The 20,896-nt window shown below is 55.3% G+C and carries 17 protein-coding genes and 1 pseudogene; 13 read left to right on the top strand and 5 right to left on the bottom strand.

The features are described from left to right. Positions 1 to 696 precede the first annotated feature (696 nt). From AC1Q6D_RS15520 to AC1Q6D_RS15500, 5 genes are all read right to left on the bottom strand, one after another. The gene (locus AC1Q6D_RS15520) at positions 697 to 1,971 is read right to left on the bottom strand and encodes a tyrosine-type recombinase/integrase (protein ID WP_103406424.1); all 1,275 of its coding nucleotides are present in this window, start codon (positions 1,969 to 1,971) and stop codon (positions 697 to 699) included. An 8-nt stretch (positions 1,972 to 1,979) separates the two neighbouring features. Next, a complete protein-coding gene (locus AC1Q6D_RS15515) occupies positions 1,980 to 2,969 on the bottom strand; it encodes a hypothetical protein (RefSeq protein WP_103406425.1) in 990 nt (329 codons plus the stop codon). Beyond that, a complete protein-coding gene (locus AC1Q6D_RS15510; protein ID WP_256590392.1) occupies positions 2,966 to 5,137 on the bottom strand; it encodes a tyrosine-type recombinase/integrase in 2,172 nt (723 codons plus the stop codon). Before AC1Q6D_RS15510 ends, AC1Q6D_RS15515 begins: the two co-directional genes overlap by 4 nt. Next, complete coding sequence (locus AC1Q6D_RS15505; protein WP_492618475.1) at positions 5,134 to 7,323, bottom strand: hypothetical protein; 2,190 nt, start codon at positions 7,321 to 7,323, stop codon at positions 5,134 to 5,136. The genes AC1Q6D_RS15510 and AC1Q6D_RS15505 overlap by 4 nt, the downstream gene beginning before the upstream one ends. A gap of 149 nt (positions 7,324 to 7,472) precedes the next feature. Next, complete coding sequence (locus AC1Q6D_RS15500; RefSeq protein ID WP_103406441.1) at positions 7,473 to 8,309, bottom strand: deoxynucleotide monophosphate kinase family protein; 837 nt, start codon at positions 8,307 to 8,309, stop codon at positions 7,473 to 7,475. Positions 8,310 to 8,422: 113 nt separating this feature from the next. On the opposite strand from AC1Q6D_RS15500, the pseudogene AC1Q6D_RS15495 reads away from it, so the two are divergent. The 13 genes and pseudogenes from AC1Q6D_RS15495 to araH all read left to right on the top strand — a co-directional run. Further along, positions 8,423 to 8,761, top strand: a pseudogene (locus tag AC1Q6D_RS15495) (dTMP kinase); the annotation flags it as partial. Beyond that, the gene (locus tag AC1Q6D_RS15490; RefSeq protein WP_090467780.1) at positions 8,754 to 9,740 is read left to right on the top strand and encodes a DNA polymerase III subunit delta'; all 987 of its coding nucleotides are present in this window, start codon (positions 8,754 to 8,756) and stop codon (positions 9,738 to 9,740) included. The pseudogene AC1Q6D_RS15495 and the gene AC1Q6D_RS15490, both read left to right, overlap by 8 nt. Before the next feature lie 162 nt (positions 9,741 to 9,902). Then, positions 9,903 to 10,688 (top strand): TatD family hydrolase, encoded by a 786-nt coding sequence (locus tag AC1Q6D_RS15485; protein ID WP_103406427.1) that lies wholly within the window; start codon positions 9,903 to 9,905, stop codon positions 10,686 to 10,688. 342 nt (positions 10,689 to 11,030) lie between these two features. Next, entirely contained in the window at positions 11,031 to 11,669 is a 639-nt protein-coding gene (locus AC1Q6D_RS15480) for a TetR/AcrR family transcriptional regulator (RefSeq protein ID WP_047526990.1), read from the top strand. Positions 11,670 to 11,807: 138 nt separating this feature from the next. Continuing rightward, entirely contained in the window at positions 11,808 to 12,776 is a 969-nt protein-coding gene (locus AC1Q6D_RS15475; protein ID WP_103406428.1) for a GTP 3',8-cyclase MoaA, read from the top strand. A gap of 172 nt (positions 12,777 to 12,948) precedes the next feature. Beyond that, on the top strand, positions 12,949 to 13,557 hold the full coding sequence (locus AC1Q6D_RS15470) for a DUF4823 domain-containing protein (protein ID WP_103406429.1): 609 nt from the start codon (positions 12,949 to 12,951) through the stop codon (positions 13,555 to 13,557). Positions 13,558 to 13,573: 16 nt separating this feature from the next. Next, on the top strand, positions 13,574 to 14,134 hold the full coding sequence (locus tag AC1Q6D_RS15465; protein WP_103406430.1) for a DUF1285 domain-containing protein: 561 nt from the start codon (positions 13,574 to 13,576) through the stop codon (positions 14,132 to 14,134). A gap of 123 nt (positions 14,135 to 14,257) precedes the next feature. Continuing rightward, complete coding sequence (locus AC1Q6D_RS15460; protein ID WP_103406431.1) at positions 14,258 to 14,974, top strand: FadR/GntR family transcriptional regulator; 717 nt, start codon at positions 14,258 to 14,260, stop codon at positions 14,972 to 14,974. A gap of 68 nt (positions 14,975 to 15,042) precedes the next feature. Further along, the gene (locus tag AC1Q6D_RS15455; RefSeq protein WP_103406432.1) at positions 15,043 to 15,918 is read left to right on the top strand and encodes an SMP-30/gluconolactonase/LRE family protein; all 876 of its coding nucleotides are present in this window, start codon (positions 15,043 to 15,045) and stop codon (positions 15,916 to 15,918) included. A gap of 273 nt (positions 15,919 to 16,191) precedes the next feature. Beyond that, complete coding sequence (locus AC1Q6D_RS15450) at positions 16,192 to 17,010, top strand: SDR family oxidoreductase (RefSeq protein WP_103406433.1); 819 nt, start codon at positions 16,192 to 16,194, stop codon at positions 17,008 to 17,010. Between the two features lie 145 nt (positions 17,011 to 17,155). After that, complete coding sequence (locus AC1Q6D_RS15445; protein ID WP_103406434.1) at positions 17,156 to 18,160, top strand: substrate-binding domain-containing protein; 1,005 nt, start codon at positions 17,156 to 17,158, stop codon at positions 18,158 to 18,160. A 64-nt stretch (positions 18,161 to 18,224) separates the two neighbouring features. Then, complete coding sequence (gene araG, locus AC1Q6D_RS15440; RefSeq protein WP_103406435.1) at positions 18,225 to 19,784, top strand: L-arabinose ABC transporter ATP-binding protein AraG; 1,560 nt, start codon at positions 18,225 to 18,227, stop codon at positions 19,782 to 19,784. Positions 19,785 to 19,796: 12 nt separating this feature from the next. Beyond that, positions 19,797 to 20,765 (top strand): L-arabinose ABC transporter permease AraH, encoded by a 969-nt coding sequence (araH, locus tag AC1Q6D_RS15435; RefSeq protein WP_047538387.1) that lies wholly within the window; start codon positions 19,797 to 19,799, stop codon positions 20,763 to 20,765. The last annotated feature ends 131 nt before the right edge of the window (positions 20,766 to 20,896 follow it).

Raw genomic sequence — 20,896 nt, 5'->3', positions numbered from 1 at the left:
TATATGGTGTAAGCAGGAAAGCAGATCGCGTTGGACCTTCGGAGAGCAGCGTGAGCGTTTCCAAGGCGCGGACGAGTGGCAAAAGGACGGATGCAATGCCCCAGTGACGGAACGGATTGGTAAGTAGAGCTGGGTGCATTGGCGCTGGTAATGTCCAACGTTTATCGTCAGTCCATTCTTGGAATGGGGGGTGCATACCATCAATAAATCTTGTTGGACTGGAGCTTTTTACCAACAGCAACACTCCAAAGGGAACACCTACCATGCCTTCTTCGCATCAATCTTGGAGTGAGCTGTATCTACGGGGGCGGGCTATTGGGCGAGTCCCGCGCAGTGCCGACTTTATAGCATCCGCCGCTCGCTCTAGGTCTGCCGCTGATGCAGCATAAACTGCTGCTATCTGTTGGTTACGAGCGCGAGATTTTTCCTCAAGCGCTTGCAAGAAGCTTTGCTCTTGTGGCGATTGATCATTCTTGCCCATAGATTTTCGCCTTCGGCATTTACCGTCGAAATTACGCTACCACGCTTCAGCATCGTCGAACAATTACAGGTGTATGCCCGCCACCAACCCATGGTCAGATGCGCGACCCATGTCGCGGTACCAGCCTTCACCACCAACCAAGCCTTGAAAGCTGAGAAGCAGGGCATAAGAAATCACATCCGATCAAGGGGAAAAGCACAGCCCCGTCAGAAAACTCACCCATACTCCGCAATCTGGGCGTGAATGTTGAAATCCTCGGTAATAATATCATTCACGCGCCCGTCCTTCGCCAGGATGAGCACTCGAGCCAAGTCCAAGTAATGCTTGTAGGTTGTGGTAATACTTGAATGCCCGAGCTGATTCGTGAGTACCTGCGCAAATGCCGCATCAAGAACATCCGCTGCGGGCGATAGCAACTGGGCCCCTCTGTGCTGGATCATCATCATCGTCGGCCACCAATGACGGGACTGATAGAAGTTGTTGTTGACTCGGAATTCTGGATCTTTTTTATGCGCCAACTTGCATGCATAACCGCAAGCGTTAGAAATCATTTTCTCCGTAACCGGCTCGCCTTCCGAGTTTAAAAATAAAATCGAAGGAGGACAGGCTTTTCCATATCTATCTTTGTATTTCTTTTTTCGTGCAGGGTATTCCGTTTTTGTATAATTATCCTCCAGATCCTTCAGTGCATACGCAGGGATTACGATGTCGCGAAATTTGTTGCCTTTTCCAAATACGTTATATGTGAATTTCGTCTGATCCTGTGGCATGGAGGAGTAGTTGAAAATATGCCTGTTCTTTCCTTCACCGTACAGTGGGAACTTGCAAAGCTCCATCGGACGCATAGCCGTCGCCAGCGCAAAAAGAAAAATCACGGAGTAAACCTTGTCTGGGAAAACGCTCAGAAGTGTCCTTATCTCCTGATTGAAGATCAATTGGTGAGGTCTTTTCTGGCTCGCTTCCCGGTCTAATACCCTGATAGGGTCAGAGTCAACTCTAATTTCAGCTGCTTTTTTGATGTAATTGAGCATAGTGTTGCTTTTGAAATCAGCGACCCAATCCACTAGGTCAATTCTGACATTAGTGGTGAACCCGGATTTTGCAAGCCAAGCGAAGAACATCTGAAGAACTTTGGCATCACGGAAAATCGTTTCCGATGTAGGGCTGATTGAATTGGCTTTTACCCTGGTTACCTGTCGTGTGACCTGCCATCTCCGAATGTCTCGGTTCGTTACAACCGCGTGATAATCGCCTGGATCGACATCTTTATATTTTGTTTGAGTTTCAATATAGCGGTAGAACATCGAAATGATTGTCGCGTACCTTCTAGATGTTTGCAGCGACGAGCGAGTGCGCTCGTAGAGATATAGGTTGGGTACCGAAAGTAATACATGTTTTTGTTTATAGTTGGCAATTAGTGAATAGTGCTCTACTTTCGATTCTAGTGCAGTTGATACGTAGGAGATGCTTTTTAGTTCGATATTTAGCATAATTTCTCCTACCTCGTTCCAAATAGTCTGATTTCATCGAAGCCCCAAGTTATTTGCGGGATTTTGGCCTTGGCGGCGTCAATGAATTCTTCCTCGGGGACGTCCCTGAAGAGAAATACTTTGTTGGCTGCAACGATTGCTCCTGAGGCATTGAATGGTATGTGAATTGCTACCTTGCTGATGAGTTTCAATTGAGAAAGTAGCTGCCCCAACTCTTCTTGCGAAAATACCGGCAGTTGGATCGCTATGATAATTTTGTTCGGCTTTGCGGGCAGGTCTTCAACGAAATCGTCAAAGGCGGAAATATAGCGTTCTTGAAATAGATGGACTTCAATATTTGATGGGTCAGGAAATTTTTTTACATTGACTACTATCGATTGGATCGCCATATCCTTAGCGTTTTCATAATTGTCGAAGTTTTGATCTTTCTTGTACGCCAGGTTGGCCTTTGTCATGTCCAGCGCGAAGGCTACGAAATTTTTGGCGTTCTTTTTGATGTGCGCATCTTCGTTCCCAAATGACAGGTCCGCCGCCGCCGATGCCATCTGCGAACGTGTTTGTTTCAGCTCCATCTCCGTGAGCTTACGTTTGAGCATTTCATTGTTTTGACTCTGGTTAATCAATAATGAGTTCACCTCGTTAGCTTCAAACGCGAGAATGTCGCTGTTCATCAGCGAGGTGACGCGATTGGTGATCGCCTGCTCTAACTCCTTCTTGTGCTTCTTCTTCAATGCCTCGATTTGGCTTTGCAAGGCCGCCACTTCTTCCTCGCGTTTAGCCAGGAAATCCCGAGTCGACTCGGCATCGTCGCCAAGCAAACTCGTGATGGACTGGCCGAGGCAGTAGGGCTTCAGGTCGGCGTAGGAGCGGAAAAAAGTCTGGCGAGAGATTCCCGCCATCTCGGAGATTTTGCCAATCGCAAGCTTGGTAAGCCCGTGTTCGAGTTGATGCTCCTTGATCAACTTGATTAGGTGGTCGCGTGTTTCCTGTTTCGTCATACAGAGACCTGCTTGACTGGGATTCGTTGGTCAATGTTTTCGGGCTTGTTGGTCTCAAGGTTGTTCAGGTGCTCGTTGTTGCTGGTGATCTTCTTAAGGATCATCCTTTTTGCCCGCTCACTCAGGGTGTCCGCTGCTTTTTCCAGCATGTTGTTGTAGAACTTTACGTTGTCCTGGATCGCATGCTTTGCCTTCTCCACCACGACGGCATGTTTGCAACTGATGTCGCAGCGCGTCGGGTTCGGCAACATGCTGGTCACGGTGCCGGTCATGTGCTCCAGGCACGGTGGCAGGTCCGGTGACGAGTATGTTTCGGTGCTGACGCAGTAGCTGCCCATCGCAGTGCGGTGGATGAACAGAGGCTCACCAGAGGACAGCAGGTGTGAGATGTAAACAAAGATCGTCACCTTCAGCTGCTTACCGCTGAACGCGTCCGGACGAGCTTTGATGCGGTCCAGCAACCTCTGGGCATTGGGGCCAGACGAGGCACCGTTCTTAACGGCGCTGACCAGCTCCGTGAATTCAGCCGTGTAATTCTGCTCGATGGCCTGGGCCACGCTGCGCACGAGGTAAGGGTTGCGTCCGATGTACCTTAGCGTCATGTCGTAGCTCTTATGCCCGAACAGGTGTCTGATGAGATCGATGTTCCTTTCGTTACGGTTAATTAGGATCTCCGCGATCGTTTTACGAAACCGGTGCGAATGGATCCTATCGACGTTGGTGTCTTTTGAGATTTCCCCGCAGATTTTCCTGATGATTGCGGTAGAAGGCTTGTTTAGTGCCTTGCGCCCCTTCGAAGCCTGAAAAATAAAACCTTGTGCGGCCAGCTTATAGATAGACCGCAGCTGTTTAAGCTCTTCAATTTTTTGACCGATGAATTTTGGTATCGGGAGATAGTCAATTTCACCATTGACGTTCGGATCGTCGGCAGTTTTATAGCGGATGACGCGAAGAACGTAATCGCCATCAAGCTGCTTGATGAGATCGTCGAATTTCAGGCTGAGAAGCTCGCTGACACGTAAGCCAGTGATCAGAGCAAGCAGGATATATACGCTGTTGCGCACCTTGTCGACGCTGACTGTATAGGAACGCAACCAGCTATAGATATACTTTTCTCCTGTCGCATACTCGTACCCTTGGTCTATCCGGGTAGCTTTAACAAGCGTTTTTCCATCGACTTCGACGTTGAGATTTTCCTCAATATCTTCGTCCACAAAATATCGAGTAATCCCAGGTTTTGTGGACTGTTCGAGCTGTTGCTCTTTAACGTAGGAAACGACTTCTAAAAGCCGTGGTGCTGCTTTTTCTGTCCAAAAAAGAGCGTAGTCCACCAACTCTCCGAGGTTTTCTTCGGAGTACGGTTGCCAGGTGCTCATGCTCCCGGCGAAATGCTGGATCACATCTCTGCGACGTTCAATGCTGTCAACTTTGCGGATGTCGACATTCAGGGCAAGGCCCGGCGGCATGAGGCCTTGCGTGCTAAGCGAATTCCAGAGTCGAACCATGTAGAAGAGGGAGTGATAGTGGCGAGCAACCCCTCCGCCGTTTTTTGCATCATCCAGAGCTTTGTTGATCATCCTGTGATTGATCAATGCAATCGACTCTGGAGTACCGTCAAGGAAATTGGGCTCTAGGAGATACCTCTCAATTAACCAAAAAAGACTTGCAATACAGTAGCTGGTCACATAGCTTCGGATTGTTCCGAATGGAGCGAAATCAGGAAGGACATAGTAAGAGATGGCCTTTTTCAGCTCCTTCAAAGGCGGCGCCATACCATCAAAGTTCAGTTTCTTGGCTGTCCCATATCGGTTTTTAAACAGCGTCCAGGTGTCCTCTACATACAGTGAGTACTGCGAGATCGGGAATGCTCCACCAGGATAAAGTTCGAGCTTTGTGGTCAGGTTGCCGACGCGTTGCTTAACGTGCCCACCTGTTTCCTCCAGCAACGCCTCCAACTCGGCTTCCGCAGCCTCTTCTACATCGTTTTGAAATTCAGATTCCATCTCATCGACTAAATCGTCGTTGTCGTCGTCATCATCGGCGTCGAAGTCATCCGCCCGCCCGCCCCGGTCATCTTCGCGATCAGCGGTGTGTTCGGCATCAAGGAAATCAAGCTCGACTTGTTCGTCGTCGTTGGATGTTTTTCGAGGCTTCTTATTGGTGCTCATTTCATGTCCTCTTCTTCTAAAATCAGTTGCAGGAAATCCAAGTCGTGCGGGAGCAGCGAGTCATTACGGCGCTGATAGCGAACCGCTTCCTTCAGGGCATCAGGGTCCTCCCAGTTATCCAAAATGGAATCCAGGATGGAGAGTTCCGATTCAAGCGAGCTGCTGTAATCCGACTCGTTGTCAGGCTGATCCTCGATCAGTTCCACCACGTGAATTCGGCGCTGGATCAGATAGGGCAGGGAGTCTTCGTACAAATTGCACTGCTCGCAGAAGAGGCAGTTTTTGATGGAGTAGCAGCGCTCTCCCTGTTTGATGTAGGTCCGAGCGCCGTACCATGTTGGCTTTAGCTGGTTCGAGCAGCCCCACAACGGTTTCTCCATACCTGGGATGTGAAAAATCTTCAGCGGAAGCTCGACCTGGCGCTCCTCGCGCTTGCCCAGAAGGCCCTTGTATTCACGTCGGCGCAAAAGATCCATGATCGCTTCAAGCTCGGAACGCAGGCGATTGTAACGATCTTGGACTGCCGCTCCCGAGCTGTCGTAGTGCACATCCGTAACAATGCTACCGACGTGGCTCATCAGCATTGAAAGCAGACCCAGGCCCGACCCGTGCTTGTCCCTTTGAACGAGCATCCAAGTCGGCCGCAGACGTTTCGTGATGTGTTTTGCCGTGGTCAGCCGGGCGCCGTTCTCATAAACCGGGTACGCAGTAAGGAAGTCTTTCACGCCTCGCAGGAATGCCTTCCGATTCGTCGCGGACGTGTGACGGCCGCCCTTACTGGCCCAAGAGCCGTAGTACCTGAGGCACAAAAACAACGGGTTGTAGACGAGATTTTCTTGACCGAAAGGAATCACATCGAATGCGTATCCCTTGAGTGGTTCGGCAAGCTGATCAGCGAGCTGGATGAGATTGTAGCTCGAATACCGATCCGTCTTGCTGCTGACCGCGACGATCGCCTTTGGCGCGTAGTAGGGCTTGTTTGTACCCTGCGAACGGTTCTTCTCTGACTGGATGATGATCTGGGCTTCCGACATCGCACCTGTCAGCGGATGCTCGAAGTTATCCTCGTCAACGGCGAGGACGGTCTCTTTGTTCCAATTGCTTTGGAGCATGATGAACATAATGATGCACGACATATCCACCATGGTCGGGAAGTACAATCCCAGAAGGTCATCCCATGGCTTCACCGGGTACTTGATCAACTTCGCATCGCCCAACCGGTTCCAACGAAACAGCATCAGCTGGACAATGGTTTTGCAGTCTTTTTTGGAGATCAGAGGTTTTGAAGAGTTCGTCGTCCCAAGCGTTTCAAAGGCAACGTCCATGGGATAGCCGTTCACCAACAGCGTTTTTATCGCGCGAGCTTCATCTGGATCCCAGTACCACAAACTGAGAAGGAACGGGTCCCCGGGTTTCTCAAAACGATAGCAGTCGGGCCGATCGTTGTAGATTTGCTTGAACCGCTGGTAGAAGTCGGGATAGTCGAGCAGGGCAAGCAGCTCGGGATCGGTCGAGTGCTTGAGCTTGTACTCTGTGTTTTGTGAGTGAACTTTCTGCTTGTTATCAATGCGGTTCTGGGCCCACTCGAAGATATTAGAACGGGTGTACTCCGCCGCGTATTTCTCCAATACCTCCTCCATGGTGTAGGGCTCGGCCTCCATAACTTTCTTTCTGAATTTAAGTTTGTCGTACATTGTGTCGACATGGGCTGAAAGAGCCCCAACCAGATCAGTGTAAGTTTGACCGATTAGAGGTTCGGTCTTTTTCTTGATGGGGGCAGAAATCCCGGGTAGAGAGATATTAGGAATGACGTCAGTCTTCTTAGAGATTTGTGCGATTGCTCCCTTCAGTTTAACGGCATTGTTCTTCCTCTCGTTTTTGTTTAGAAGCCAGGTCTGAAAATTGTTGAAAATTTCAGCTGTAATATCCGTCAGCTTATGAAGCTGTAATTGCTCGGGGTGTCGAGCATTGTGCTCAACAGCAAAATCGAAAAAAAGAATAATGGCCTGCCTCAGCCCATACCCCGAGATCCGGCGGTGAGTTGCCGCGTACTTTAAAAAAATAACATGGAGCGACAGGCACAGGTGCGACTCCCTGTTCCAGAATTCGTGACCCTGGTATTCGCAAGGCACTGGCTGCGAGTCTGTAGTGCTGGCGAGTTCGTATGGACTCTCGATAGCGGTCACGAATGATGTCAAAGTCGTCTTCCTGCCGTTGTAGTTATATAGGTGTGAATATGTGGCTATAGTATTTTAATTTTTGACTTCGCTTGATTTTTTAGCGTTTCGTGTCGATGTTGTGCCGATTCGTCGGTGGTTCATAAGTTGAGTGTTTTTCATTGAGCTGTTAGCTTTTTTTTCAGGCGTGAAAATGCTTGATGAACAGCGCTTTTATATTCTTCTAGCGTACCATTGTTTTCGATAAGAATATCGCCGGTTTGAACTTTTATTCCGGCTTCTGAAGAATGTTTTTTAACTTGCTCGGTATTGTCTCTGGTGATGTGCCAGATTTCGCCGCCTAAGTTTCTTATATACTCAGCTTCATTTTCAAAGCGGATGTCTTTGATAATGGTGATGTCTTTATTTTCAAGATCAATTTTTGGTTTTATGAATTGATTGCTTGGCGCAGCTTTGGTGTTTTGGAGGTGGGCTTCACGTTGATTCTGGAAGTCGAGGAAGTCGCGCATGGTCATGCATTTGACCAGATGGATCATCGAGTTCGGCGACAGCTTCCAGAACACATCGTCCATATCACGGCCTTCGGTGGTCCAGATTTGGTCGTCAGTCAGGCCAAAAAAAGATTGGGTGGCGAGAACGAAAGGGGTCTCAGGGTCCGAAGCTTCTTGGGGTGTCAGCTGGCGGGGGGAGGGTAGTGAGCTGTTGATTTCACGATCAGCTCGCTTCAACCAATGCAAAGGATCGTAGTCGCGGAACCACTCCGTTCCGATGTGCTGGAAGAATTCGCGAGGTGACATTCCCCAGGCATCCAGCTGCTTCTCTTTCGCGGTATCATCCCACGCTTGAGAATCGGTGAGGCCGAAGAGAGCCTTGCAACCAGCCTTCAGAGGGTCGGCCAAAGCGAAGGCGGCAACCTCTGGATGAGCCAGTAAAATGGCTGCTGCGGTGTCTTTTCCTGATCGAGCCTTTGCAGCTAGGCCAATTATTTTTTTCATCAAGCGCCGCTCGGTCATTGATTTGTAAGGTTTTTTGTGAATTTTCTAGCGTTACATTTCTTACTTTTAAGAAGTATACCATGAGCGTAACATTTTCAAGTCTTCAGCAACAAGATTCGACCTACGCCTATCAGGGCGGTGGCCGCGGCTTGTCGCTGGAGCGTATCGCGACACTGGAAACCTTCGTGCAGGGCGATCTGCGTCCCGACCTGACACTGATTTTCGACCTGCCGGTGGAAGTGGGCCTGGCCCGTGCCAGTGCGCGGGGTCGTCTCGATCGCTTCGAGCTCGAAGGCCGAACCTTTTTCGATGCGGTGCGCAGTGCCTTCCTCAAGCGCGCTGCAGCGGAGCCGGAACGTTATGTGTTGGTCGACGCCGCGCAGCCGCTGGCGCAGGTTCAGCAGTCCCTCGATGCCTTGCTGCCGCGTCTGCTGGAGCTGACCCGTGGCTGAAGCCTATCCGTGGCAGGACAGCCTCTGGCACCAGTTGGCCGGTCGTACGCACCACGCCCACGCCTATCTGTTGCACGGTCCGGCCGGGATCGGCAAGCGAGCGCTGGCCGAGCGCCTGATGGCCAGTCTGTTGTGCCAGCGTCCCACCGCGCAGGGCGCTTGCGGTGAATGCAAATCCTGTCTGTTGCTCAAGGCCGGCAGTCACCCCGACAACTACATCCTCGAACCGGAAGAGGCCGACAAGGCCATCAAAGTCGATCAGGTGCGTGACCTGGTCAGCTTCGTGGTCCAGACCGCGCAGCTGGGCGGGCGTAAAGTGGTGCTGATCGAGCCCGTCGAATCAATGAACATCAACGCTGCCAACGCCTTGCTCAAAAGCCTTGAAGAGCCGTCTGGCGACACTGTATTGCTGCTGGTCAGCCACCAGCCGAGCCGTTTGCTGCCGACCATCAAGAGTCGCTGCGTGCAGCAGGCTTGCCCGCTACCGAGTGAAGCCATGAGCCTGGCCTGGCTGGCGAAAGCGCTGCCGGATTGCTCGCAAGAAGAGCGTATTGAATTGCTGACCCTGGCGGCCGGTTCGCCATTGGCCGCGGTCAATCTGCAGGCTCAAGGTGTGCGCGAACAACGTGCGCAAGTGGTCGATGGCGTGAAGAAGCTGCTCAAGCAGCAGCAATCGCCGACCCAACTGGCCGAAGGCTGGAATGCGATCCCGTTATTACTGTTGTTTGACTGGTTCTGCGATTGGTCGAGCCTGATCCTGCGCTATCAGCTGACCCAGGACGAAGAGGGGCTGGGGCTGCCGGATATGCGCAAGGTGATTCAATACCTGGCGCAGAAGACCGCGCAGGACAAAGTCCTGAATATCCAGGACTGGATCCTTGCCCAGCGCCAGAAAGTACTGAGCAAGGCCAACCTCAACCGGGTGCTGCTGCTGGAGGCGCTGCTGGTGCAGTGGGCGTCCCTGCCTGCCCAGAGGTAACCTGGACGCTACCTGTCAGCGGTAAGGTGTTACCAGGCCACCGGGGTTGGCGTACAGTTCAACCATGGTGAAAACACTGCCCGCAGTCGAATCGAAATCCATCTGGCCGGAGTCCTCGAGTCCGGCCTTCCCACTCATACGATGTAAGTTGCAGCCCTCTTTATGCTCGTAGATTCCCATTGCCACCTTGATCGCCTTGACCTGGCAGCCCACAACGGATCCCTGGACGCAGCTCTGGATGCCGCTCGTCAACGCGGGGTTGGGCACTTTCTGTGTATCGGCGTCAGCGTCGATAACGCGGCTGATGTCAAAGCGCTGGCCGAGCGTTATGACGACGTCGACTGCTCGGTTGGCGTGCATCCGCTGGATGTGCAGCCAGGAGCGGCGCCTGCGCTGGACTGGCTGTTGCAGGAACTCAATCACCCGCGCGTAGTGGCGATTGGTGAAACCGGTCTGGACTACCACTACGAACCCGAAGCCGCCGAATTGCAGCAGGCGTCTTTTCGACTGCACCTGCAAGCGGCGCAACAAACCGGCAAACCGGTGATCATCCATACCCGTGGTGCCCGTGCAGACACCCTCGACTTGCTGCGTGAAGCGGCGCTGCCCCAAGCGGGCGTTCTGCATTGCTTCACCGAAGACTGGGACATGGCCAAGGCAGCCCTGGACATGGGTTATTACATTTCCCTGTCCGGTATTGTCACTTTCCGCAATGCCGATGCGTTGCGTGATGTGGCCAGCAAAGTCCCGGCCGATCGGTTGCTGGTCGAAACCGACTCGCCGTACCTGGCGCCGATTCCCTATCGTGGCAAGCCGAACCTGCCGCAGTATGTGCGAGAAGTGGCAGAGTTTCTGGCCATGCTGCGCGGTGAGCCCTATGAGCGATTTGCCGAGCAGACCACCGCGAACTTCAAGCGACTGTTTCCTCTGGCGCACGTAAAAGGTTAAATCGCAGGCAAAAAAAACCCGGGTTCTGGGGGGTGAATCCGGGTTAAGACCATTAGGAGTAAAACAATGGCACGCGGTCCGTTGGTACCAATATCGGCGTGACACTTGGGGGAGATGCCCCGCCGACAGTTCAAGTATTGATCACTATTGCGCCGAGTCCAGTTTACCGGACACAGTTTTTAAACAATTTTGGAATACGCCCGCTTCGGAAGCGTTCTCATCAGGCGCAGACCCTGTCCGAATTCATCAGGAAACACAGACATGGTCGGATGATCCGTGCATTTTTGCGTAAGTTAGGCATAATACGCGGCTTCGAATTTTGACCCCTACAGACCTTTTCTTATGCATAAAGAACCTCGTAAGGTCCGTGAGTTTCGCCGCCGCGAGCAGGAAATTCTCGATACCGCGCTCAAGCTGTTCCTCGAACAAGGTGAAGACAGTGTCACCGTCGAGATGATTGCTGATGCCGTCGGTATCGGCAAAGGCACGATCTATAAGCATTTCAAATCCAAGGCCGAGATTTATCTGCGGTTGATGCTCGACTACGAGCGCGATCTGAATGAACTGCTGCATTCGGCCGACGTCGACAAGGACAAGGAAGCCCTGTCGCGCGCCTATTTCGAATTCCGCATGCGTGACCCGCAACGCTATCGGCTGTTCGATCGCCTGGAAGAAAAGGTGGTCAAGGGCAACCAGGTTCCGGAGATGATCGAGGAGTTGCACAAGATCCGCGCCTCGAATTTCGAACGCCTGACCTTGCTGATCAAGGGCCGGATCAGCGAAGGCAAGCTGGAAGACGTGCCGCCTTACTTCCATTACTGCGCATCCTGGGCGCTGGTGCACGGTGCCGTGGCCCTGTATCACTCGCCGTTCTGGAGCAATGTGCTGGAAGATCAGGAAGGCTTCTTCCAGTTCCTGATGGACATCGGCGTTCGCATGGGCAACAAGCGCAAGCGCGACACCGACGCCCCGAGCAGCTGAGCCATTCAGTTGCCTTATGACGCCATGAATTCGTTACATGGTGCGATACCGCAGGAATATACTCAGGCATAGGGCTTGCTAAAACTTGATTTGTGAGTCAAGTTTTAGCGGTTCGATTTTCTTCCGCCGGAGTGATCCATGATCGTTGACCGTCAAGGCAGGCGTTTTCGTAATTTGCGAATCAGTCTGACCTCAGCCTGCAATTACGCTTGTACCTACTGCGTGCCTAACGGCAAGCGGCTGGTGGCTGCGCAGGATGAACTGTCGGCCGAAGCCATGGCGCGCGGCGTGGCTTATCTGATTGAAGCGGCAGGCATCGAACGCTTGCGCATCACCGGCGGCGAGCCGCTGGTCAGCCCCAAACTCGAAGCCTTCATGACCGCCGTCGGCCAGATGGGCCTGGAAGACATCAGCCTGACTACAAATGGTCAACTGCTGGCGAAAAAGCTGCCGTTGCTGGTCAATGCCGGCATTCGCCGCATCAACGTTTCCCTCGATACGCTCGACGCCAGCGCCTTTCGCGGCATTGCCCGTGGCGGCGATCTGACGACCGTGCTCGACGGCATGGACCAGGCCAGCGCCGCTGGCATGAAGATCAAGGTCAACATGGTGCCGTTGCGTGGCCAGAACCTTGACCAGGTGATGCCACTGCTTGAGTACTGCCTCGAGCGTGGCTATGAGCTGCGCTTTATCGAACTGATGCGAATGGGCCACCTGGCCAGCGACTCCAATGCCTTCCTGCAGCAGTTTGTCAGCCTTCAGCAGTTGTTGAACCTGATCGGCGAACGCTACGAATATCTCCAGGCCGATGCGCCACTCGATGCCACGGCCGTGCGTTACGAGATTCCGGGGATGGGCCATTTCGGTGTAATCGCCAACGAAAGCGTGCCGTTCTGTCGCACCTGTTCCAGGCTGCGCCTGTCCTCCACCGGCTGGTTGCATGGCTGTTTGTCCTCGAGCAATCGTCACTACGTCGGCGATCTGTTGGACAAACCACGTCATCAAGCGCTGCCGGCGCTCCAGCGGCTTTTGGTGAAAGCCTTGGGCGACAAGCAGGAAGTGGCGTTTTCCGGTGGTGCGACCGTCATGAAGATTATCGGCGGCTGAACCGGCTTCATCGCGGGCAAGCCACGCTCCCACAAGCATCTGCGTAAAACCTTGTGGGAGCGTGGCTTGCCCGCGATTGCGTTGGATCAGGTGACGATGTCCGTGAGGTGGCGCAAAAGCTGCATCCCATGGCCATTCGCCGGTTTTCCGACACCGGCCTCTGGAGGATAGGATGCGTAGCCTGGTTTTGCTGCTGGCCGTTTTGGCGCTTGGCGGCTGCATGAATGTCAGCGATATGGCCGAAGGGACTCGTTACCACATGAGCGACGCCGGTCTGCTGGACCACAGCGACAGCCGCCGCGTGAATAACCTGCGCATTCAGCCGGACTCATTCGTCTATATTGCCCAGGGCGCATTCGTACCGCCGGGCAGTGCCGTCTACCCACGACCTAACGTGATCGCCGAAGTCGCCTTTGATGGCTTTGTCGAATACTTCCCGATGGTACGCCGCGCTCGCACGCCGGAAGGTCTGGATCAGGCCATGAGCGAAGCCCGTGCCGTTGGCGCCCATTACCTGCTCTACACCCGTTTCGCCAAGTCGGATGACCGCATTGGCAACTCGGATGAATGGCTGGATCAAGAGGCGCTGGATCGCCTCGGAATCGACAGCGGCGTGATTCAGATCATGTTGATCGAGACCAGCCCCCAGTATTTGATTGATACTGCACGTATCAAGAGTCGTGGCGGTTTACTGACGTTCCACGACAAAAAGCCGGAAGACCTGATGGGCCCGCCGCTGGAGCAATACGCTCGTAGTCTGCTGGGGCTCAGCGACCAGTAAATCAAAGGAGATCGCCATGAGTGGCCCGCAAAAAGCCAACGACCTGTTGGGGCAAATCCCCAAAACCAAAGGCTTGCCGCCGGTCCACCTGTGGAATCCTGACTTCTGCGGCGACATCGACATGCGCATCGCCCGCGACGGCACCTGGTATTACCTGGGGACGCCGATCGGGCGCAAGCCGATGGTCAAACTCTTCTCCACCATCATTCGCCGCGATGGCGATGATTATTTCCTCATCACGCCGGTCGAGAAGGTCGGCATCAAGGTTGATGACGCGCCCTTCGTGGCCATTGCCGTGGACGTGGAAGGCGAGGGCGAGGCGCAGGTCCTGCGCTTCACCACCAACGTCGACGAAACCACCGACGCCGGTGCTGAACACCCGATTCGTGTGGTGGTCGATCCACTCACCCAGGAACCGGCGCCTTACGTGCATGTGCGCACGAACCTTGAAGCGCTGATCCATCGCAATGTGTTTTACCAACTGGTTGAGCTGGCAGTCAGTCGCGAGATCGAGGGGCAGCGGTGGTTGGGCGTGTGGAGTGGGGGGGAGTTTTTTCGAATCGGTCTTGAGCCCTGACACATAACCCTATGGGAGCAAGCTCGCTCTCAAAAGGGTTTGCGTGTGTTCAAAAAATCAATTTGACAGTCAATCATATGATGATTAGCGTGGCCACCTTAGCGAATGGCTTTGGGGATATCCATGTCCAGCAGTTTTCATGCGTCGACCGTCGATTGGCTGGGTTGCTGGATCGCGACCGGCCAAGTGAAGCCCGGCGAAACCATCAAGGTCGAAGCTGACCTCGGCGAGCAGCTCGGCGTCAGTCGTACCGTCATCCGCGAAGCCATCAAAACCCTGGTCGCCAAAGGCCTGCTCGAAGTCGGGCCGAAGGTCGGCACCCGTGTGTTGCCAGTACGGCGCTGGAACCTGTTCGATCCGCAAGTCGTAGGCTGGCTGTCGCGCAGCGGCTTGCCGGAAAACTTCGTCGATGACTTGCTCGACCTGCGCCGCACCATCGAACCCATGGCCGTGCGCTGGGCCTGCGAGCGGGCGACGGGCGAGCAGGTCGAGGCGATTTTACTGGCTTGCAACGCGCTCGAACGCGCCGTGGACAGTGGCATCGACTACAACCGCGCCGACCAGCTCTTCCATGAGTGCATCCTCGCCGCGAGCCACAATCAATTCATCGAGCAAATGGTGCCGGCCCTCTGTGCCTTGCTGGCGGTGTGTTTCGAAGTGTCTGCCGCCGACCCTGATGAACTGCGTCGCACCTTGCCCATTCATAAAGACATGGCCCAAGCCATCGCCGCCCGCGATGCCGCGCGGGGTGTCTGGGCCTGCATGACCCTGATCGACAACGCTGGCCTGGCGATCAAGCGCTACTACCCGCAGGTCATGGCTGACAAAAAAGCCAGCTGAAAACGAAGAACCTGTGGGCGCCGGCAAACCGGCTCTGACCTGAAAAGAATAAGAAAGCAGGAGGTTTCATGACGTGGACTGCGGTGACCGGACACCGGGCGCAACTCGGTGAGGGCCCATTCTGGGATGCGCCGACCCAGGCACTGTACTGGGTGGACATCGCCGGCAAGCAAGCGCTGCGGCTGATCGGCGCCAACGTGCAGATCTGGCAAATGCCGGAGCACGTGTCGGCGTTCATTCCGTGTGAGCGCGGCGATGCGCTGGTGACCTTGAGCAGTGGCGTCTATCGACTTGATCTGGATTCGCCCGGCCTGGAGCCGCGGCTGACGTTGCTCTGCGTCGCCGACCCGCAACCGGGCAACCGCGCCAACGAAGCGCGTTGCGATGCCCTCGGTCGGCTTTGGCTCGGCACCATGCAAAACAATATCGGCGAACAAGGCGAAGACCTGCCCATCGTGCGGCGTACCGGCGGGCTGTTTCGCATTGACCGCGACGCCCGGGTGACGCCCCTGCTTCGCGGTTTGGGCATTCCCAACACGTTGTTGTGGAGCGATGACGTCACCACCCTGTATTTCGGCGACAGCCTCGATGGCACGCTGTATCAACATTTCATCCGCACCGACGGCAACCTCGAACCGGCGCAGACGTGGTTTGCAGCCCATGGGCGAGGCGGTCCGGACGGATCGGCGATGGATGCGCAAGGTTTTATCTGGAACGCCCGGTGGGACGGCAGCTGCCTGCTCAGGCTCAGCCCGGACGGGAAAGTCGATCGGGTGATTGAACTGCCAGTCAGCCGCCCCACCAGTTGCGTGTTCGGCGATACCGATCTTAAAACCCTGTACATCACCAGTGCCGCGAGCCCGCTCGGGCATTCGCTGGACGGGGCCGTGTTGTCGATTCGTGTGGACGTCCCCGGAAAGCATTGCACTCGTTTTGCGGGATAAATCCCAAAATATGGGATATAAATATATATATTGAGATTTGCCCTGGGCCAGGTTTATAGTCGGCCTCACCAGTTACATGCACTCACACTTAAGAAAAACAAAACAGGTGAAGTGATGCAGCGATATTCCACCGTCTTCCCGTGCGGAGTCAGTGCTTCAGAGCGTTTCAAAGCTGAAACGTTTTTTGCGTGCCTGTTCTTGCCTCAACGCCTTTTGACCGGACATCCACGGATGCCCGGTTTTCGTCGTGCTTTCGAACAGGAGTCTTGATCCATGGCTGAACCTCTTTCCTTGCCCCCGGTTCCCGAACCGCCGAAGGGCGAGCGCTTGAAAAACAAAGTCGTGTTGCTCACCGGCGCGGCTCAGGGTATTGGCGAAGCGATCGTCGCCAGCTTCGCATCTCAGCAAGCCAGGCTGATCATCAGCGATATTCAGGGGGATAAAGTCGAAAAGGTTGCGGCGCACTGGCGGGAAAAAGGTGCCGATGTGGTGGCGATCAAGGCCGATGTCTCGCACCAGCAGGATCTGCACGCCATGGCCAGGCTGGCGGTGGAACGTCACGGCCGGATCGACGTGCTGGTCAACTGTGCCGGGGTCAATGTGTTCCGCGACCCACTGCAAATGAGCGAAGAAGACTGGCGTCGCTGCTTTGCCATCGACCTCGACGGCGCCTGGTTCGGCTGCAAGGCCGTTTTGCCGCAGATGATCGAGCAGGGCATCGGCAGCATTATCAACATTGCCTCGACCCATTCCAGCCACATCATTCCCGGCTGCTTCCCGTACCCGGTGGCCAAGCACGGCTTGCTCGGCCTGACCCGTGCCCTGGGCATCGAATATGCGCCCAAGGGTATTCGCGTCAATGCCATTGCACCGGGCTACATCGAAACCCAATTGAACGTCGACTACTGGAACGGCTTTGCCGATCCTTACGCCGAGCGTCAGCGCGCCTTTGATCTGCACCCGCCAAAACGAATCGGTCAGCCGATAGAAGTCGCCATGACAGCGGTGTTCCTGGCCAGCGATGAAGCGCCGTTCATCAACGCGTCGTGCATCACCATCGATGGTGGGCGCTCGGTCATGTACCACGACTGAATCCTGAGGATTTCAGGCGCAGTACTGCGCCTGAAATTCAATCATCATACGATATGACTATTTAGCGATAAGGTTTCACCGCGCCATTGATTGAAAAGAACGCTTTCGAAGAATGCTCAACAAAAATAACAAGGAGTCAAAACCTATGAATCGTCGTCGTGCAATCCGTTCCCTGTGCTGTGCCGCTCTGGCGGTCACTGCGGTCAGCCTGAGCAGTACGCTGCTGGCGGCCGAGGAAGTGAAAATCGGGTTTCTGGTCAAACAAGCGGAAGAGCCGTGGTTCCAGACCGAATGGGCCTTCGCCGAAAAGGCCGGTAAGGAGAAGGGCTTCACCCTGATCAAGATTGCCGTGCCTGATGGCGAGAAGACCCTGTCGGCCATCGACAGCCTGGCCGCCAACGGCGCCAAGGGCTTTGTGATCTGCCCGCCCGATGTGTCCCTCGGCCCTGCGATCATGGCCAAGGCCAAGCTCAACGGCTTGAAAGTGATCGCCGTCGATGACCGCTTCGTCGATGCCAATGGCAAATTCATGGAAGAGGTTCCGTACCTTGGCATGGCGGCGTTCGAAGTCGGCCAGAAGCAGGGGGGCGCCATGGCCACCGAAGCGAAAAAGCGCGGTTGGGACTGGAAAGACACCTACGCGGTGATCAACACCTACAACGAACTCGACACCGGCAAGAAACGCACCGACGGTTCGGTCAAGGCGCTGGAAGACGCCGGCATGCCGAAGGATCACATCCTGTTCTCGGCGCTGAAAACCCTCGACGTGCCGGGCAGCATGGACGCCACCAACTCGGCGCTGGTGAAGCTGCCGGGCGCGGCGAAGAACCTGATCATTGGCGGCATGAACGACAACACCGTGCTCGGCGGCGTGCGCGCCACGGAAGCTGCCGGCTTCGCGGCGAAGAATGTGATCGGCATCGGCATCAACGGCACCGATGCCATCGGTGAATTGAAGAAACCCGACAGTGGCTTCTATGGCTCGATGCTGCCAAGCCCGCACATCGAGGGCTACAACACCGCCAGCATGATGTACGAGTGGGTCACCACCGGCAAAGAGCCGGCGAAATACACGGCCATGGATGACGTGACGCTGATCACCCGCGACAACTTCAAGCAGGAGCTGGAAAAGATCGGTCTGTGGAACTGAGGGCGGGTTGATTTCATCGGCAGCCCCGGCAACGGGGTTGCCTGATCTGTGTCATGAGGTGGTTATGCACGCGCAAACACAAATACAACAACGCACCGGCCGTTCCTTGAGTGGCAGTGGCAGCTTGCGCTTCAACGGGATTGGCAAAACCTTTCCCGGCGTGAAGGCGCTGGATGGCATCAGCTTCGTCGCCCATCCGGGGCAGGTTCATGCCCTGATGGGCGAGAACGGCGCCGGCAAGTCGACCCTGCTGAAAATCCTCGGTGGCGCCTATACCCCGAGCAGCGGCGACTTGCAGATCGGCAATCAGGCAATGGTCTTCAAGTCCACCGCCGACAGCATCGGCAGCGGGGTGGCGGTGATCCACCAGGAACTGCACCTGGTGCCGGAAATGACCGTGGCGGAAAACCTGTTCCTTGGGCATTTGCCAGCCAGTTTCGGCTTGATCAATCGCCGTACCCTGCGCCAGCAAGCGCTGGCCTGCCTCAAGGGACTGGCCGATGAGATCGACCCCCAGGAAAAAGTCGGACGCCTGTCCCTCGGGCAACGGCAACTGGTGGAAATCGCCAAGGCTTTGTCCCGTGGCGCCCATGTGATTGCCTTCGATGAGCCGACCAGCAGCCTGTCGGCGCGGGAGATCGATCGCTTGATGGCGATCATCGCTCGCCTGCGCGACGAGGGCAAAGTGGTGCTGTACGTCTCCCATCGCATGGAAGAAGTGTTCCGTATCTGCAACGCGGTGACGGTGTTCAAGGATGGTCGCTACGTACGCACCTTCGAGGACATGAGCGAGCTGACCCACGATCAATTGGTCACGTGCATGGTCGGTCGCGACATCCAGGACATCTACGATTACCGTCCCCGCCAGCGTGGCGCGGTGGCACTTAAAGTCGACGGCCTGCTCGGGCCGGGCTTGCGCGAACCGGTGAGTTTCGAGGCACACAAAGGCGAGATTCTCGGGCTGTTCGGTCTGGTGGGCGCCGGCCGTACCGAGCTGTTCCGCATGCTCAGCGGGCTTGCGCGAAACACCGCCGGACGCCTTGAACTGCGCGGCCACGAATTGAAGTTGCGTTCACCCCGCGACGCCATCGCCGCCGGGATTCTGCTGTGCCCGGAGGATCGCAAGAAGGAGGGCATCATGCCGCTCTCCAGCGTTGCCGAAAACATCAACATCAGTGCGCGCGGCGCCCATTCCACGTTTGGCTGCCTGTTGCGCGGGCTGTGGGAAAAGGGCAACGCCGACAAGCAGATCAAGGCACTGAAAGTAAAAACGCCGCATGCCGGACAACAGATCAAGTTTCTATCCGGCGGCAACCAGCAGAAGGCCATTCTCGGTCGCTGGTTGTCGATGCCAATGAAAGTGTTGCTGCTCGACGAGCCCACTCGCGGTATCGACATCGGCGCCAAGGCCGAGATCTACCAGATCATCCATAACCTGGCCGCCGACGGTATTTCGGTGATCGTGGTGTCCAGCGACCTGATGGAAGTGATGGGCATTTCCGACCGCATCCTGGTGCTGTGCGAAGGCGCCATGCGCGGCGAACTGAGCCGCGAACAGGCCAACGAATCCAACTTGCTGCAACTGGCTTTGCCGCGCCAACGCGCTGACGGCGTGGCGAACTGAGAGGTGACTATGATGACAACCCAAAACGAAACCCTGCCGACCGTGCGCAAGCCTCTGGACCTGCGACGCTTTCTTGATGACTGGGTGATGCTGCTGGCGGCGGTGGGGATCTTCGTGCTCTGCACCTTGCTGATCGACAATTTCCTTTCGCCGCTGAACATGCGTGGCCTGGGCCTGGCGATTTCGACCACCGGGATTGCCGCCTGCACCATGTTGTATTGCCTGGCGTCCGGGCATTTCGACTTGTCGGTGGGCTCGGTGATCGCCTGTGCCGGGGTAGTCGCGGCCGTAGTGATGCGCGACACCAACAGCGTGTTTCTCGGTGTCTGTGCGGCATTGGTCATGGGGCTGATCGTCGGGCTGATCAACGGGATCGTGATCGCCAAGCTGCGGGTCAATGCGTTGATCACGACGCTGGCCACCATGCAGATCGTGCGCGGCCTGGCCTACATCTTCGCCAACGGCAAAGCGGTGGGCGTGTCCCAGGAGTCCTTCTTCGTGTTCGGCAATGGCCAACTGTTCGGTGTACCAGTGCCGATTCTGATTACCATCGTCTGCTTCCTGTTCTTCGGTTGGTTGCTCAACTACACCACCTATGGCCGCAACACCATGGCCATCGGCGGTAACCAGGAAGCGGCGCTGCTGGCCGGGGTCAACGTTGACCGGACCAAGATCATTATCTTCGCCGTGCATGGCCTGATCGGCGCGTTGGCCGGTGTGATTCTGGCTTCGCGCATGACCTCGGGTCAGCCGATGATCGGCCAGGGCTTCGAGCTGACGGTGATCTCGGCATGCGTGCTGGGCGGGGTTTCGTTGAGTGGCGGGATCGGCATGATCCGGCACGTGATTGCCGGGGTGTTGATTCTGGCGATCATCGAGAATGCGATGAACCTAAAGAACATCGATACGTTTTACCAGTATGTGATTCGGGGTTCGATCCTGCTGTTGGCGGTGGTGATTGACCGTTTGAAACAGCGCTGAGATTTTCGCTGCTCCCACGAGCGCCATCGCGGGCAAGCCAGGCTCCCACAGGTTTTTGCGTAATCTGTGGGAGCGTGGCTTGCCCGCGATGGCTGCATGACTGACTCACTCCCGCTCTCGCGAACGATCGC

The sequence above is a fragment of the Pseudomonas sp. MT92 genome (assembly GCF_058792515.1).
This window is presented reverse-complemented; position numbering and strand designations above follow the sequence as displayed.